This is a genomic window from Cognatishimia activa, assembly GCF_001458335.1.
Taxonomy (GTDB): Bacteria; Pseudomonadota; Alphaproteobacteria; order Rhodobacterales; family Rhodobacteraceae; genus Cognatishimia; species Cognatishimia activa.
On record NZ_CYTO01000024.1, the window covers coordinates 529,547 to 544,117 of the forward strand.

Annotated in this window: 15 protein-coding genes; 4 read left to right on the plus strand and 11 right to left on the minus strand. The window is 54.1% G+C overall.

All coding sequences use genetic code 11. From position 1 onward, the window contains the following. Positions 1-62: 62 nt before the first annotated feature. From TA5113_RS13665 to rpsI, 3 genes are all read left to right on the plus strand, one after another. The gene (locus TA5113_RS13665) at positions 63-1,436 is read left to right on the plus strand and encodes an aminotransferase-like domain-containing protein (RefSeq protein WP_058314341.1); all 1,374 of its coding nucleotides are present in this window, start codon (positions 63-65) and stop codon (positions 1,434-1,436) included. A gap of 176 nt (positions 1,437-1,612) precedes the next feature. After that, positions 1,613-2,074, plus strand: coding sequence for a 50S ribosomal protein L13 (gene rplM / locus TA5113_RS13670; protein WP_058314340.1), 462 nt, complete (start codon positions 1,613-1,615; stop codon positions 2,072-2,074). Between the two features lie 2 nt (positions 2,075-2,076). Beyond that, positions 2,077-2,562 carry a 30S ribosomal protein S9 gene (rpsI, locus tag TA5113_RS13675; protein WP_058314339.1) on the plus strand — a complete coding sequence of 162 codons (486 nt, stop codon included), beginning with the start codon at positions 2,077-2,079 and terminating at the stop codon, positions 2,560-2,562. 70 nt (positions 2,563-2,632) lie between these two features. On the opposite strand, the gene TA5113_RS13680 is transcribed toward rpsI, so the two are convergent. From TA5113_RS13680 to guaA, 10 genes are all read right to left on the minus strand, one after another. After that, positions 2,633-3,019: a hypothetical protein gene (locus TA5113_RS13680; protein WP_058314338.1), complete on the minus strand. Its 387-nt coding sequence runs from the start codon at positions 3,017-3,019 to the stop codon at positions 2,633-2,635. Beyond that, positions 3,016-3,633, minus strand: a complete 618-nt coding sequence (locus TA5113_RS13685; RefSeq protein ID WP_058314337.1) for a TetR/AcrR family transcriptional regulator — start codon at positions 3,631-3,633, stop codon at positions 3,016-3,018. The genes TA5113_RS13680 and TA5113_RS13685 overlap by 4 nt, the downstream gene beginning before the upstream one ends. Further along, positions 3,626-4,495, minus strand: coding sequence for a polyphosphate kinase 2 (gene ppk2 / locus TA5113_RS13690; RefSeq protein ID WP_058314336.1), 870 nt, complete (start codon positions 4,493-4,495; stop codon positions 3,626-3,628). Before ppk2 ends, TA5113_RS13685 begins: the two co-directional genes overlap by 8 nt. A 41-nt stretch (positions 4,496-4,536) precedes the next feature. Continuing rightward, positions 4,537-5,361, minus strand: coding sequence for an alpha/beta fold hydrolase (locus tag TA5113_RS13695; protein ID WP_306338672.1), 825 nt, complete (start codon positions 5,359-5,361; stop codon positions 4,537-4,539). A 111-nt stretch (positions 5,362-5,472) separates the two neighbouring features. Further along, a complete protein-coding gene (gene metA, locus TA5113_RS13700) occupies positions 5,473-6,396 on the minus strand; it encodes a homoserine O-acetyltransferase MetA (protein ID WP_058314334.1) in 924 nt (307 codons plus the stop codon). A gap of 41 nt (positions 6,397-6,437) precedes the next feature. After that, positions 6,438-7,298, minus strand: coding sequence for a hypothetical protein (locus TA5113_RS13705; protein ID WP_058314333.1), 861 nt, complete (start codon positions 7,296-7,298; stop codon positions 6,438-6,440). A gap of 147 nt (positions 7,299-7,445) precedes the next feature. Next, positions 7,446-8,567, minus strand: coding sequence for an OmpP1/FadL family transporter (locus tag TA5113_RS13710; RefSeq protein WP_058314332.1), 1,122 nt, complete (start codon positions 8,565-8,567; stop codon positions 7,446-7,448). Positions 8,568-8,674: 107 nt separating this feature from the next. Continuing rightward, the gene (locus tag TA5113_RS13715; RefSeq protein WP_058314331.1) at positions 8,675-9,541 is read right to left on the minus strand and encodes a DMT family transporter; all 867 of its coding nucleotides are present in this window, start codon (positions 9,539-9,541) and stop codon (positions 8,675-8,677) included. Positions 9,542-9,601: 60 nt separating this feature from the next. Continuing rightward, positions 9,602-10,507, minus strand: a complete 906-nt coding sequence (locus TA5113_RS13720; RefSeq protein WP_058314330.1) for an NAD-dependent epimerase/dehydratase family protein — start codon at positions 10,505-10,507, stop codon at positions 9,602-9,604. A 198-nt stretch (positions 10,508-10,705) separates the two neighbouring features. Further along, the gene (gene guaA / locus TA5113_RS13725; RefSeq protein WP_058314329.1) at positions 10,706-12,265 is read right to left on the minus strand and encodes a glutamine-hydrolyzing GMP synthase; all 1,560 of its coding nucleotides are present in this window, start codon (positions 12,263-12,265) and stop codon (positions 10,706-10,708) included. 253 nt (positions 12,266-12,518) lie between these two features. Here guaA and TA5113_RS13730 point away from each other — a divergent pair, with 253 nt between their 5' ends. Then, entirely contained in the window at positions 12,519-14,099 is a 1,581-nt protein-coding gene (locus tag TA5113_RS13730) for a trimethylamine methyltransferase family protein (protein WP_058314328.1), read from the plus strand. On the opposite strand, the gene TA5113_RS13735 is transcribed toward TA5113_RS13730, so the two are convergent. After that, positions 14,077-14,397 (minus strand): DUF6477 family protein, encoded by a 321-nt coding sequence (locus tag TA5113_RS13735; RefSeq protein WP_181949472.1) that lies wholly within the window; start codon positions 14,395-14,397, stop codon positions 14,077-14,079. The two genes, TA5113_RS13730 and TA5113_RS13735, sit on opposite strands and share 23 nt — an antisense overlap. Between the last annotated feature and the right edge of the window lie 174 nt (positions 14,398-14,571).

Here is a 14,571-nt window from a genome sequence, read left to right on the forward strand (position 1 = left end):
AGCAGGTGTATTACGAATTTTAGGTACAATGCGAAAATTGTTCGGTCTAGGAAAACATTGTAATGGGTACAAACTGGCAACCGCTTTTGGAGCAATCGGGCCGCGCAAAATACCGTGCTTTGATCGATTGTATCAACAAGGGCATAGCTGATGGCGCATTGGAGCCGGGTCAGAAATTACCCCCTGTGCGCGAGTTGGCCTATCGGCTGGAGATCACGCCGGGCACCGTCGCGCGCGCTTATTCTTTGCTGGTCGAAGATGGCGTTTTGACCGCAGGCGTTGGCCGAGGCACCTATGTCGCAGACTTGCGTGCTAAGGTGGCGAATGTCGATACGGGTGGCATGATTGATTTTTTCAGCCCACGCATTCCGAATATGGGACAAGAAGATTTGATCAGAGACGCGTTGCGCAAAGTCGCATCAAGTTTGCCTGCTAACGCATTGATGCAATATCCAAAACGAGAGACAAACCTAGCGGCTCGTAAAGCTTTCGTTGCATGGATGAAAGACGCACCAATTGGTCACTACACGTTAGATGACATCGTGATCACCCATGGCGGTCAAAACGCAATTTTGCATGTCATGCAGGCAGTGCTGCGCGGCAATGATCCGGTGGTTCTGGTTGACGAAGTCACCTTCTCTGGTTTCCGGCGCGGGGCGGAATTATGTCGCGCTCGGGTGGTTGGGGTGCCTTGGGATGGAGAGGGGCCCGATCCGCAGGCTCTGGACAAATTGGTACAATCCACCGGGGCTGCTTTGTATTGTACCTCTGCTGAGACAAATAACCCCACCACTCGGTCTACAAGTGCGCGTCGTCGTCGGGAGATCGCGGATGTCGCGTCGCGCCATGGTCTGCATATTTTGGATGATGATTGTTACAACACCGGTCGCCACAGTGCGGAAAGCTATCGCGCGCTGCTGCCGGATCATGGGTGGTATATCAGCTCTCCATCAAAGCTCGTGTCTCCCAGCTTGCGCATTGGGTTCACAGTTCCGCCCAATGGTTGGGTGGGGGAAATGCTGCGCAGCGCTCAGTTTAGTCATTTTGGTGTGTCCAGCATGCTGACGGAGGCTTTTGCACACGTCATGTCCAATCCCAAATTGCCGGGTATCATTAAAAAGGTGCAAGCTAAGATAAATGAAGACTTGCGATTTGTAGTGAACCAATTGGGGGGGTACCCAATCCGCTGGCGCAGTGATGTACCGCTGGTTTGGGTAGAACTTCCTAGCGGCTGGCGTGCGCCTGCTTTTGCACAGGCTGCAGAAGCGCGTGGCGTAGAAATGAAATCGGCGGATGAATTCACCTTGCGCGAAGGACGGGCTGTCCATGCGGTGCGCGTCGCTCTGAATGGACAAATGGAACAGGGGCGTTTTGAGGAAGGCATCAAAATAATCCGCGCGCTCTTGGATAACCCACCAAGAAGCTTTTCGACCTAAGAAAATGGCGAGAAAAGATGGGGTAAAATAATACCTATTTTTTAAGCTATTGAAAATTAAGGATAAATTAAGGATTGTTGCGCTTGACTGTGCCTCAAACCCCTTTATAACCCGCCCATCGCTTTTAGACAGCGTGCTTTGCCACGTTGTTTGTCACCAAACTTAGGTAGACCAAAATGAAAACCTTTTCTGCTACTCCGGCAGACATCGAGAAGAAATGGATCATCATCGACGCCGAAGGCATCGTGCTGGGCCGTCTTGCATCGATCGTTGCCACTCGTCTGCGCGGCAAACATAAGCCGTCTTTCACACCGCACATGGATTGCGGCGACAACGTGATTGTCATCAACGCTGACAAGATTCAGCTGACCGGCAAGAAACGTTCCGACAAGAACTACTACTGGCACACAGGCCACCCAGGCGGCATCAAGTCCCGCACTGCGGAGCAAATCCTGGAAGGCAAGTTCCCAGAGCGTGTTGTCACCCAAGCGGTTAAGCGCATGCTGCCAGGCAACCGCCTGTCCCGTCAGATCATGACCAACCTGCGCGTCTATGCTGGTGCTGAGCACCCGCATGAAGCACAATCTCCAGAAGTTCTGGACGTTGCGTCCAAGAACTCTAAGAACACGCGGAGCTAATCATGACTGATCAAATCAATTCTCTTGAAGAGCTGTCCGCAGTTGCAGGCGAAGAAGCTGTTGTAGAAGTTGCAGCACCTCGCGAGCCTGTTCGTGACGAGCTGGGCCGTTCTTATGCAACTGGTAAACGTAAAGACGCGGTTGCCCGCGTTTGGATCAAGCCAGGTTCCGGTAAAGTCGTCGTAAACGGCAAGCCACAGAACGAATATTTCGCACGTCCGGTTCTGCAAATGATCCTGGCACAGCCATTCTCTGTTGCAGGCGTTGAAGGTGAATTCGACGTATACGCAACCGTGAAAGGTGGCGGTCTGTCCGGTCAAGCGGGCGCGGTTAAGCATGGTATCTCTAAAGCTCTGCAGCTTTATGAACCATCCCTGCGTGGCGCGTTGAAAGCCGCTGGCTTCCTGACACGCGACAGCCGTGTTGTTGAACGTAAGAAGTTCGGTCGCCGCAAAGCGCGTCGTTCCTTCCAGTTCTCCAAGCGTTAATCGCGACTGGTATATGTTTACGGAAAGGGCTGCCTTCGGGCGGCCCTTTTTGTTACCGAAAAGCGATTGATTAGTCAGGTGCACATTTAATTTGAGCAACCCAAAGATAGCGTTGAACGCCGTTTTGAAGTTCTCGCGTTTCAAGGCAGACTGTTTCTACAGCATCTGAAGCCAAAGTAATCGATCTGGTAGACGTAAGTGCGAAGCTGCCATCAGGGAGTTTAACTCGCGCTATTGCTGAAAATCCATTGTCGCTCGTTCCGTCATGGATACTCATTACTTCCGCACGAATGTATCCCCGGAACACATAGGGCTGAGGGCGAAAAGCAAAGTAAAATATCAAGATTGCGAATGTTAACCAAAAGGCGGAATGGAATGCTCCAGGGTGTTCAATAAGCCAAATTTCGAAATTGATGTAATGTTTTTCAGGAAGAATTTTTCTGAGAATAAATTTCATGAATCCGGTTTGATTAATCCAAGTCCTCTTAAATATACGCCAATCCCAGTCTCCAACAAATCCTCGGGCGGAAACGGGCTTTGGGTGCCCGGTGAGTTCCGGGCAAAAAGTTCGACAACCCCGTGGCTCATTGCCCAGATATGGGCGGAGAACATGCTCGCCGGTGGGCGTTTCTCTGGGGGGATATGTTCTGATAGGTCTGCCGCCGCGCGTTCCATGACACCACGAGCACGGGCGGCGACGGCGGCGAGTTCCGGTGTGCGGTTGACGGATATTCCGCTTTCAAACATCGCGATATAGTGGCCAGGATATTTGCGTGCAAAAGCGAGGTAGGCGCGGCCCGTTGCTTCAAAGCTGGCAAGCGCGGAAGGTTGGCCTTTGTCATAGGCAAACTGCATCAAATCCGCAAAGATTTCATAGCCTTGGCGGGCAGCTTCGGCAATGAGGTCTTCACGACCCTCAAAGTGGCGGTAAACCGCAGCAGGGGTCACGCCCGCCTGTTTGGCCGCCTCAGACAGGGTGAAGCCTGTTGGACCTTTGGCCTCAATCAGGGTCAGAGCGCCTTCCACCAGCGCTTGGCGCAGGTTGCCGTGGTGATAGCCGCGTTTAGGCATTCCAGATGTCCTTGGGGCCGCAGACTTTGGCGTCGCATGTACCAACAGCCTTTTCATCTTTGCGGTCATAGTCGATTTGGCCGAGCACATGGCGGATGGCACTTAAACGCGCACGGCGTTTGTCGTCACTGCGCACGACTGTCCAAGGGGCCTCTGGGCAGTCCGAGCGCTGCAATGTCTCTTGGATCGCGGCGCTGTAGTCGTCCCATTTTTTCAAACCTTCGACGTCAATCCAGCTGAGCTTCCATTGTTTCAATGGATCGCTTTCACGCGCCATAAAACGGCGCAGCTGTTCGGCGCGGCCCACGTTGAGCCAGAATTTAAAGAGCAGGATGCCGTCATCCACCAACATTTTTTCAAATTCAGAGACCTGCGTGAAGAAATGTTCGCGCTGATCGTCTGAGCAGAAGCCAAACACCTTCTCAACAACGCCTCGATTGTACCAGCTGCGGTCAAAGAAAACCAGTTCACCTGCCGAGGGCATGTGTTTGATATAGCGTTGGAAATACCATTCTGTGCGTTCGGTGTCCGAGGGCTTTGACAGCGCCACAACCCGCGCGCCGCGCGGATTTAGGTTCTCCCGAAACCGTTTGATGGTGCCGCCTTTTCCGGCAGCATCCCGGCCTTCGAACACAATTGCAATGCGCGCGCCACTTTCTTTGGCCCAAGCCTGTAGTTTCACCAGCTCGATCTGGAGCGCTTCCATTTCTTTCTCATAGTCCTTACGGCCCATGCGGTCTGAATGGGGATAAGAGCTGTCTATGATATCGCCTTTGCCTGCCTCCGCGATGGCCGTGCGAACGGCGTCCGGCGCACCGGTTTTGTAGAATTCGCTGATCGCACCATCAAAGGGTAGCTCCATGAAAGGCCTCCATTTTTTCTTAATATGGCAATGGGATGGGGCTAGTGCAATGCAGCGCGGTGTGAAGCGCGTTTGATTGCGGCAATGATGTCATCTTCCGCCACGTGATGGGGCATATGACCAACGCCTTCTAAAACCGTTAGGTTTGCTTGGTCTAGGCGCGCGGCAAGGGGGCGGGAGTGGATGTGGAGCCCGACCGTCGTGTCCGCATCGCCGTGAACGATTTCCATGGGTACGCTTATCGCCTCATACCGCAAGGATAGAGATTTGATTTCATTCAATAGACGCGCCCTTTGGATTGCATTGGCCCGCAGTGATGCACGGCGCAGGGTGAGGCCCGGGCCGAAATAGTCGCCATACCCTTTGGGCGCCGATTGGGGCGCAAAAACGCTTTCGACCCCTTGGGTCACGCGATCCCTGCTGACCCATGCGGTGATCAGCGGTGCGGTGATTGGGCCAAGTATCGGGTTTGAAAGCGTTTTGTAGAAGGTCGACAATCCTGTGGTCCAAGGGAGTGCTGGTGAGGCGAGTGTGACCAAAGCAGATAGATCATCTGGATGGTTTACAGCCCATGCCAGTGCGACGGAGCCGCCATAGCTTTGTCCCAACACAATTGGTTTGGGCGCTCCTAGCTGTGCGGCGGCTTTTCCAAGGAGGTCTGCTTGGCGTTCGATCGTTGGGTCCTCAATGGTGCCTGTATAGCCAAGACCCGGGCGATCAAAGACGATAACCCGGAAATCCGGTGCAAGCCGTTCCACCAAAGCGAATGTGAAATCGCGGGTGCTGCCAGAGGAGCCGTGGATCAGTACCAGATCAGGCCCTTCGCCACGCACAACCGCATGAACTTGGACACCGTCGATGTCCAAGAGTTGACCTTCAGGCGGGTAATTGCTTTCAGCTCGGGCTTCGTTTGCACCGGCTTTCCAGACAGTGACCGCACAAAGGCGATCACAAGAATCACAAGAAAAATGAACAGTTTAACTGCCAATTTCATTCAGATCATAATGCGTGGTTTCATATACTTCTGTGATCCAGTTGCCGTAGAGCAAATGCGCATGGCTGCGCCAGCGGTTTTGCGGCGGTTGGCTTGGATCATCATCAGGATAGTAGTTCGATGGCACGTTAATGGTAGTGCCCTCGGCCACGTCACGATCATATTCTTGTTTCAGCGTTTCACTGTCATATTCGAAATGGTTGAAGATATAGAGCGCGCGATGCTCTTTATCTTCGACCAGACACGGACCAGTGTCATCGCTCCCCAACAGGGTTTTCAGCGCTGGTACCGTGTCAATTTCGTCCTGTTTCATTTCAGTCCAGCGGCTGACCGGGATCACGCAATCATCTGAAAAACCACGCAGATAATGGCTGGCCGGATCCAGGTTCTTGTGACGGAAACAGCCAAACGCCTTCGCATCCAACATGTGCTTCTTCACACCGTGGAAATAGTTGATCATCGCCATGCCGCCCCAGCACACGCCAAAGGTGGAGTGCACATGGGTTTGGGTCCAGTCAAAGACCTCACACAGCTCGTCCCAATAGGTGACATCTTCAAACGGAAGATGCTCAATCGGCGCGCCGGTGATGATCAGACCGTCAAACTTCTCACCAGAAGCCTTCACCTCTTCAAACGAGCGGTAGAACTCTGCCATATGTTCGGCGGCCGTGTTCTTGGTCTTGTGCTCACTCATGCGGATCAGCGTAAGCTCGATCTGCAATGCAGTGGCTCCGATCAGGCGGGCGAATTGGTTCTCCGTCTGAATTTTCTTCGGCATCAGGTTCAAAAGACCGATGCGAATAGGGCGGATATCCTGCCGCGCTGCCTGATCTTCTGACATGACCATAACGCCTTCGCGCGAAAGCACGTCGAAAGCAGGCAGGTCAGAGGGCAGTTTAATGGGCATTGGACAGGTTTCCTATATATTGGAAAGCCTATTTAAGGCAGTTAGGCGCTGCGCTCAAGGGCATCCGCGATCAGGGTATCAAAGTCTGACACAGATTTGACTTTGGCTACATCAGACGCACAGACAGTCACGCCCCAATTTGCCATGGCTTCATAGCGTGGCTGGCGGTGCGCAAGCGCTTGTGAATAGGCCCACCGCACGAAGGCGTCCGGGTCAACCTCGTCAGAACTGCAGCCCTCTTTTTCTAGGAATTCGTCCCAGCGGGCATTCAGAAATTCTGGCTGGTAATACATAGGCTTAGGAGCGCGGTCGAAGCGTTTGACCAGCTCTTCAGTATGGGCATCAGAACCTTTGATCCACACCATCAATGTGTTCTCAGAAAGCGCCTTTAGGATCGGGTCATTGGGGTCCTCTGGATCAACCACTTCGCAGATCGACCCGCCCGTATCACAGACAAAATGGTCATAGCCGTAAAGGGATTGGGCCCGTTCACTGAAATGCATGGTGTCCATGAGCGCTGCGAGTTCCGCCTCGCGGTGCTGCGCTTGGCGGCGCATGTATTCCTCAAATGCCACACCACCTTTGTCCGGATTGCCCGGCTTGCCGAGATAGGTGGACAGCGGGGCAAGGTTATTGAAGGTGATGTTAGAGCCAATATAGATGCTGTCGCTCAGCAGAAGCTCGCGTAGAAACGGGACCTTCATCGCCTCAGCTTTGGCATTGTCAGCGATATGTTCGCCCATGTAACGGGTGCCGATGCGGTAGTCGACCGAGTAATGAAACCATTCACCACTGTCGCGCAACATGTTGGAAACATGTGTCTTTCCAAGGCCTGACATGGCAAAGAGCAACACTTTCTTGTGCTTGGCAGCGCGCCAGTCATCTGCGGATTTGTAGATCATCTCGGGCCTCAAAATTGGTTGATCGTTGGTAGCCTTACGCGGCGAGCCGGTCAACACAGAGCGCTTGAGAATTGTTCCAAAAGAAAACCCCGCCTCAAGAGGCAGGGTTTAGGACTATTACATCTTTTTAATCGTTACGCCGCGAATTTAGAAAGTCACGCCTACGCGTAGACCAACACCGATCGCGCTGTTGTCGTTGAAGTCAGATTGAATCAGCGTCGCAGCTGCTGGGGGTGCCAATGCATTTGTATTTGCATCCCCAATCCATGTGTAATTGATCCCGCCGGAAATCGTTACATTGTCCATTGTGTAGCGACCGCCGATCGTGACGCCGAATTTGCCATCTGTTGGGCCAAGGTTTGACGAGATGCCACCTTGAGATGCTTCATAGCTCATGGATACAGAGGCCGCGAAGTTTTCAGTGAAACGACGGCCAACACCGATGTTGTAGGTGTAGGTGTCATTGTCATAAGCCACCAGCGAGCTTCCCGGAGAAACACCGGTGGTGAAGAGCGTTGGTGTGATGTCAAACTCTGACCAATCAACCCAACGGACGCCACCGAAAAGCAACGTGTCCTTCGCAATACCTGTTTGGAAATCCAGGTTTACCGATTGCGGTGCGTTGATTTCAGTAACGGTCGATGGGATCGAAATCGCACCAAAACCCGCGCTTTCCGTTGTTACGTTCTCGTGTTTGATAGATGAGTTATAGGTCAGTGCAACCCGCAGAGCGATGTCCGGAATCTCATAAGCCACACCGACGAGGTAACCCGTGGCGCCATCGCTTTCTCCGACTGCTTCATAGCCCGCAATGTTTCCGGCCAGCACTGGGATCGCAATGGCTGCTTCCATAGTCTGATAGCGCAGACCGCCATGAACGCTAAAGTTATCGTTGACCTTATAGCGCAGAACACCGGTCAGAGCTGAGGTGTTGAGTTCCGCTGTCGCCCCTGCAAAGGAATAGCCTGTTCCAGATGGATAAGCGACGTCCGCACCATAGGGTTGGTCGTAAATCAAAGCGAAGCTTAGCTTCTCGCTAAATTGGTGTTTATACGCGAAACCAACTTGCGTGTAGTCGGCGGCCATATTACCAGATGCCGTGCCCGCGACCGAGCCTGTGATCTCTGGCTGAACGCTTCCGACCGAAAATTCAAAGTAGTTTCCATCTTCAAAAATCGGAGCAACCGATTGCGCCGTACGCTCAATGCCACCTGCGGTCGCCGTTGATGCCGCTACTGCCATGCCAGCGGCCAATTTCCATGCCTGCATTCGTCCACGCCTCCCCACGTGTTTCAAAATCATGTGATAAGCTACGGATTGCTTGACGTGCACGTCAACGGTTGACCAAACGTTAAACTGGTCAGTCTACCGTAAAGTTATTTTACGTCACTTTTCATTTCTGACAATATATTCAAATAGTTACCGCCAAAAATGAAAATGGCTCCGATCAGGACTAGCGGGTCCAGCGGCTCGTTGTAGAGCATGGCGCCGACCACTGCGATGGCTGGAAGGCGGAAAAATTCGATGGGTGCGCAGACTGACGCAGGGGCAAATTTGAGGGCCATTGAGATGCATAAATGCGCCACCAATCCGGTGATCGAGACCACAAGTAGCGGGGCAATCATCGCGTTGGTGGGCCAGGCAATGTCCCCGTCATAACCTGCGAAGATCACGCTGAACGCGGCCTGCATTGCAGTCATCATAAAGAGGATTGCGTAGATGCTTTCGTGCTCCAGAAGCTTCTTGGTGTAGAAATATGTCAAGGCAAAGCCAATGGCGCAACCAAGCCCTGCCCAGACACCAGCGCCAAAGGGTTCTGCACCCGGGCGGGTGATGATCAAGATTCCTACGAATGCCAAAAGCGCGGCCATGAGGCCCGGCCAACGCAGTTTTGTGCCAAGCATCAAAGGCGACAACAGGATCACCCAGATCGGAGTGGTGAACTCAAACGCAAAGAGCTGAGCCATGGGCATCAATGTCAGCGCGTAAAACCAAAGATTCTGTCCGGTGAAGTGCGAGACATTGCGGAACGTGTGGAGTTTCAGGTTCCGGGTGGAAATCCGGTTCCAGCGTCCCGTCGCAGTAATGGCCAGCGCCATAATGAAGAGACCAATGAAGCTGCGATAGGTCATGATCTCGAACGTGTCGAGTTCCGCGCTCGCAGAGCGCCCGGCAACGGCCATAGACATGAAAGAGACAATGGCGCCGCTCATCCAAAGGGCGGCTTTGACATATGGGCTCATTGAGGGCTCGCGATTTTCATTTCGCCGGACCTTGGCGGAATTCTTGAAGCGGCGAAAGGACTATTTGAGCTTTATGCAGCGCGCCAAAGCCTCTTCTGGGCTTAATGGCGGGGTCCAGCCGCAGGGGGTCGGCTCAAAGCGAAGCGACAGAAAGAGCTGCTCATAGAGGTATCGCCGCCGCATGAGGCTCGCGGCTGCGCGCATCACGGGTTTGGGTGCAGTAAATAGCCGGCGGGGTTTGCCCATGGCTTTTCTAAGATCGTTGAACACCTGTGTTGTGCCGATGTCTTGGTGATCGGTGGCAAGGATGATGTCTGGGACGTCATCGGTTTGCGCGCAGTAGGTAATGAGATCAGCAAGGTTTTGCACCGCAATCATGCTGCGGCGATTGCCCACAAAATCAAACGGTAGCGGATAGGGTTTGGCCGCCATCCGCAGGTATTTGCCCCAGAGGCCCGGCGCATGGGGGCCGTAGACTTGGGGGACACGCAAGATCGTTGTGCGCATAGGGCTTTTGCGCAGGATCTCTTCGGCTTCCAACTTGGCTGTGGCGTAAGCGGTTTGAGGATTGGTTGGGTGATCGTTTGAAATCACTTGGTCGGAATGATCAACGCCAAAAACTGCAATGGTGGAGAGAAAAATGAAGTGGTCCATTCCCGCTGCTTCTGCCTGCCGCAGCAGCTCTGCGGTGCCGTCGCGATTGGCTCTGCGTTGATCCTCAAGCTCTGTGGCTGGGTTTTCTTTGCCATGTACGCGCGCGGCGCAGTGGATGACCGTTTTGGCGCCCGTAAGCACTTTGGAAAGATCGCCAACATTGGTGAGGTCAAACCCATCGACCAGCCCCGGTGTGCGTTTGCGGCAAAGTCCTACGGGGTGCTCTCCAGCGGCTGCCAAAGACCGCATGACATGGGTGCCAACAAACCCGCTTGCGCCGGTGACAACGATGTGGGGCGGAAGATCTGTCATGGGAATGTGTGAGGCCTGCAGTTGGGTGTGTTCTTGATTGGCAGATTACACAATTTGCGAGGGCGACAAATGGTGAAGTTGTCGATTTGAGTATTTAAACAAAGAAGAAGCGGAGGCGTTGCTTTTGCCGCTCGCGGTTGTGAGAAAAAGGCAGGTATAAACGAAACAAAGCCCCGAAGGGCTTTGCTAAAAGTCTCGTTATTCCCACTCAATCGTGCCGGGAGGCTTGGAGGTGATGTCGTAGGTGCAGCGGTTGATGCCTTTGACCTCATTGATGATCCGCGTGGCGGTTTCACCAAGGAACTCGTGGGTGAACGGGTAGTAATCCGCTGTCATGCCATCCACAGACGTGACCGCACGCAGGGCGCAAGCATAGTCATATGTCCGGCCATCGCCCATGACGCCAACAGTGCGCACCGGCAGGATCGCGACAAAGGCTTGCCAGATCTCATCATAAAGACCGTGTTTGCGGATTTGGTCGATATAGACCGCATCTGCTTCGCGCAGGATGTCGAGCTTTTCGCGGGTGATCTCGCCCGGGCAACGGATCGCCAGACCCGGACCCGGGAAAGGGTGACGGCCAATGAAGCTTTGCGGCAGACCCAATTCGCGGCCCAAAGCACGCACTTCGTCTTTGAAGAGTTCGCGCAGGGGCTCGACCAGTTTGAGGCCCATCTTTTCAGGCAGGCCGCCCACATTGTGGTGGCTCTTGATGGTGACCGATGGGCCGCCTGAGAAAGACACGGACTCGATCACATCTGGATAGAGCGTGCCTTGTGCCAAGAATTCTGCGCCATCAATCGTGTCTGCGTGTTTTTGGAACACGTCGATGAAGAGCTTACCAATGATCTTTCGCTTGGTTTCCGGATCAGACTGGCCGTCCAACTCGCCAAGGAACAGCTCCTGCTCATCCGCGTGGATGAGTTGCATATTGTAGTTGTCACGGAACATGGTGACGACTTCTTCTGCTTCGCCTTTGCGCAGCAGACCGTGGTCCACAAACACACAGGTCAGTTGATCGCCGATGGCTTCGTGGATCAGAACCGCAGCAACAGAGCTGTCGACACCGCCAGAGAGACCACAGATGACTTTTTTGTCGCCAACCTGTTCGCGGATCTTCTCGATCATGATTTCGCGGTAAGCGCCCATGGTCCAGTCGCCTTTGAAGCCCGCCAGTTTCACGAAGTTCTCGTAAAGCTTCGCGCCATTTGGCGTGTGGTGTACTTCTGGGTGGAACTGCACCGCATAGAAATGGCGAGAGACATCCGCTGTGATCGCATAAGGCGCGTTCGGGGAGGTGCCGTAGACTTCAAACCCCGGAGCGATTTCAGAGACGTGATCGCCGTGGGACATCCAGACCTGTTCGTCGCCATCCGCGAACCAGCCATCCAGAATGTCGAGTTTATTCTGTGGGGTCACAAAGGCGCGGCCAAACTCTGCGGTGCCATGACCGCTTTCCACTTTACCACCCAACTGGGTCATCATGGTTTGCTGACCGTAGCAGATGCCAAGAATTGGCACGCCATAGTCAAAAATCTCTTGCGGCGCGCGTGGGCTGCCCTCGCGGGTCACGCTGTCTGGGCCACCAGAGAAAATGACCGCTTTCGGGGCCAGTTCACGCACGAGATCCATCGTGACGTTCTGATATGGGTGGATTTCACAATAGACATTCAGCTCGCGCAGGCGGCGTGCAATCAGCTGCGTTACCTGGCTGCCAAAGTCGATGATAAGAAGGCGGTCGTGGGATGTCTCTGTCATGCCTGCCGCATAGGCCAAAGCGCGTGATTTCGCAAGCCTCTGCAGCCGGGTTCGCGACTTTCCCGACTTGAAAGGGTAAAAGATCAGCTCACATGGGCAAAAGTCCCATTTATCGGTGGTTTCGTCGCTTCCCCAATACCCAATGTCGCTTTTTACACAATAGTGACGCTTCCTTTCCGAGGCGGGTCTGAGTTTGGGCTAGGTGTTAGAATACAGAGACAAAAACAGCATATGGCAACAGGAGCCCACGCGTATGGCACCCAGCTCTTCCGACACGTCTTCCGAAATTCCACCGCGCTCGGCACCGCGCCGTCGATCCCGTAGCGGTGGCGGCGCCGCACGGCGGGCGGAACGGACGGCGGTCAGCTTTGAAACTGCGAAATATATCGAGCGCAACGTGCCGGTCTATGAGATCCTCGACGAGGCGGCGCTGCAGGTGATCGAAGCAAATGCGGAAACGGTGCTTGAAGAAATTGGCGTGGATTTCCCGGAAAACCCAAAAGCGCTAGAGCGTTGGGCCGCGGCTGGCGCGAAAATCGATGGGCACCGCGTGCGCATTCCAAAAGGTCTGGCGCGAGAGCTTTGTAAGACAGCGCCTAGCAGCTTCACGCAACACGCGCGCAACCCAGAACGTTCTGTGGTGATTGGCGGCGACAATCTTGTGTGCGCGCCGGTCTATGGGCCACCCTTTGTGCGCGACCTGGATGGCGGGCGTCGCTACGCGACAATGGCGGATTTCGAGAAATTCGTGAAGCTTGGTTACATGAGCAAATGGCTTCACCATTCTGGCGGCACCGTTTGTGAGCCAACCGATGTGGCGGTGAACAAACGCCACTTGGATATGCTTCTGGCCCATATGGTTTATTCCGACAAACCGTTCATGGGATCGGTTACCGCACCAAGCCGCGCGCAAGATTCTGTTGACATGTGCAGCATCCTCTTTGGTGAGGAATTCGTGCAGCAAAACACCGTGATGACCTCGCTGATCAACATCAACTCGCCGCTGACATTTGATGACATCATGATGGGCGCGATGGAGGTTTATGCGGAAAACAACCAAGCCTGTATTGTGTCCCCATTCATCGTTGGTGGCGCGATGGCGCCGGTGTCGGTGGCTGGGACGCTGACACAAGTGTTGGCCGAAGTGCTGGCGGGGATTGCCTATAACCAACTTTGCCGTCCCGGTGCTCCGGTCATCTTTGGAGCCTTCGTGACATCCATCGATATGGGATCTGGTGCGCCGACCTTTGGGACACCAGAAGCGAGCCAAATCCTTTATGGGGCAGGGCAACTAGCACGCCGCATGGGCTTGCCGTTCCGCTCTGGTGGTGGTCTCTGCGGCTCAAAATTGCCGGATGCTCAGGCAGCCTATGAAACCGCCCACACGCATAACGCCGCGATGCTGGGCGGCGTGAACTTTATGTTGCACAGCTGTGGCTGGCTTGAAGGCGGTCTGGTGTCGTCCTTTGAGAAGTTTGTGATGGATGCGGACCAGTTGGGTGTGCTTCATAAATTCGCTAAAGGCGTTGCCATGGATGAAAACGGGCAGGGTATGGACGCTTTGAACGAGGTCGGGCCGGGTGGCCATTACCTTGGTGCTGCGCATACCCAAGCCAATTACCAAGACGCATTCTGGCGCACGGAGCTGCTGGATTATAAGCCTTTTGAAACCTGGCAAGAAGACGGGGAGCGGGACACTCAGATGCTTGCGGCCCTACGCGTCAAAAGCCAGCTTGAGGCTTACAAGCAGCCGCCGCTTGATCCAATGATCGAAACAAAGCTGCGCGCATTTGTTACTGAGAAGAAGGCCTCTATGCCGGACGCTCTGGAATAAGTGCCACGCGCTCTTGCTGGGACGACCTAAACAGACGGACCTCCGCCACCAAAGCGATCATCACATCTAGATGATCCGCTAAGGAGTAGCCCGCGCCATTGGCGCGGCGGCGGTCGTCGAAGTCCCGTTCTAATTCCAACAGCAATAAGATGGCCTCGCTGTGACGCGCGACATTCTTGCCCGGCAAGAGCCGCGCCAGGTGGCGTTCCCGTTTGTAATCCATCGCCGCTGCTTTCGCGGTCCGTACGAGGAGGCGCGGCCGATTGAGCCGTGCCACGCGATTCATAATATCCTGCATCTTCGCATCCTTTCGAGTGAAGGGATGATCAGGATTGCACAACTTTATCGGGTGTTGCGTCAGGCCCGTTCGCTGCGGACTGGGCGTTTCATAACTGTTTAGGATTTGGAAACAAACTCGGTCTCACCTGCAATTGTTAACGCATGGGTAACCTCTGCGACCTAGGTTTTTTCT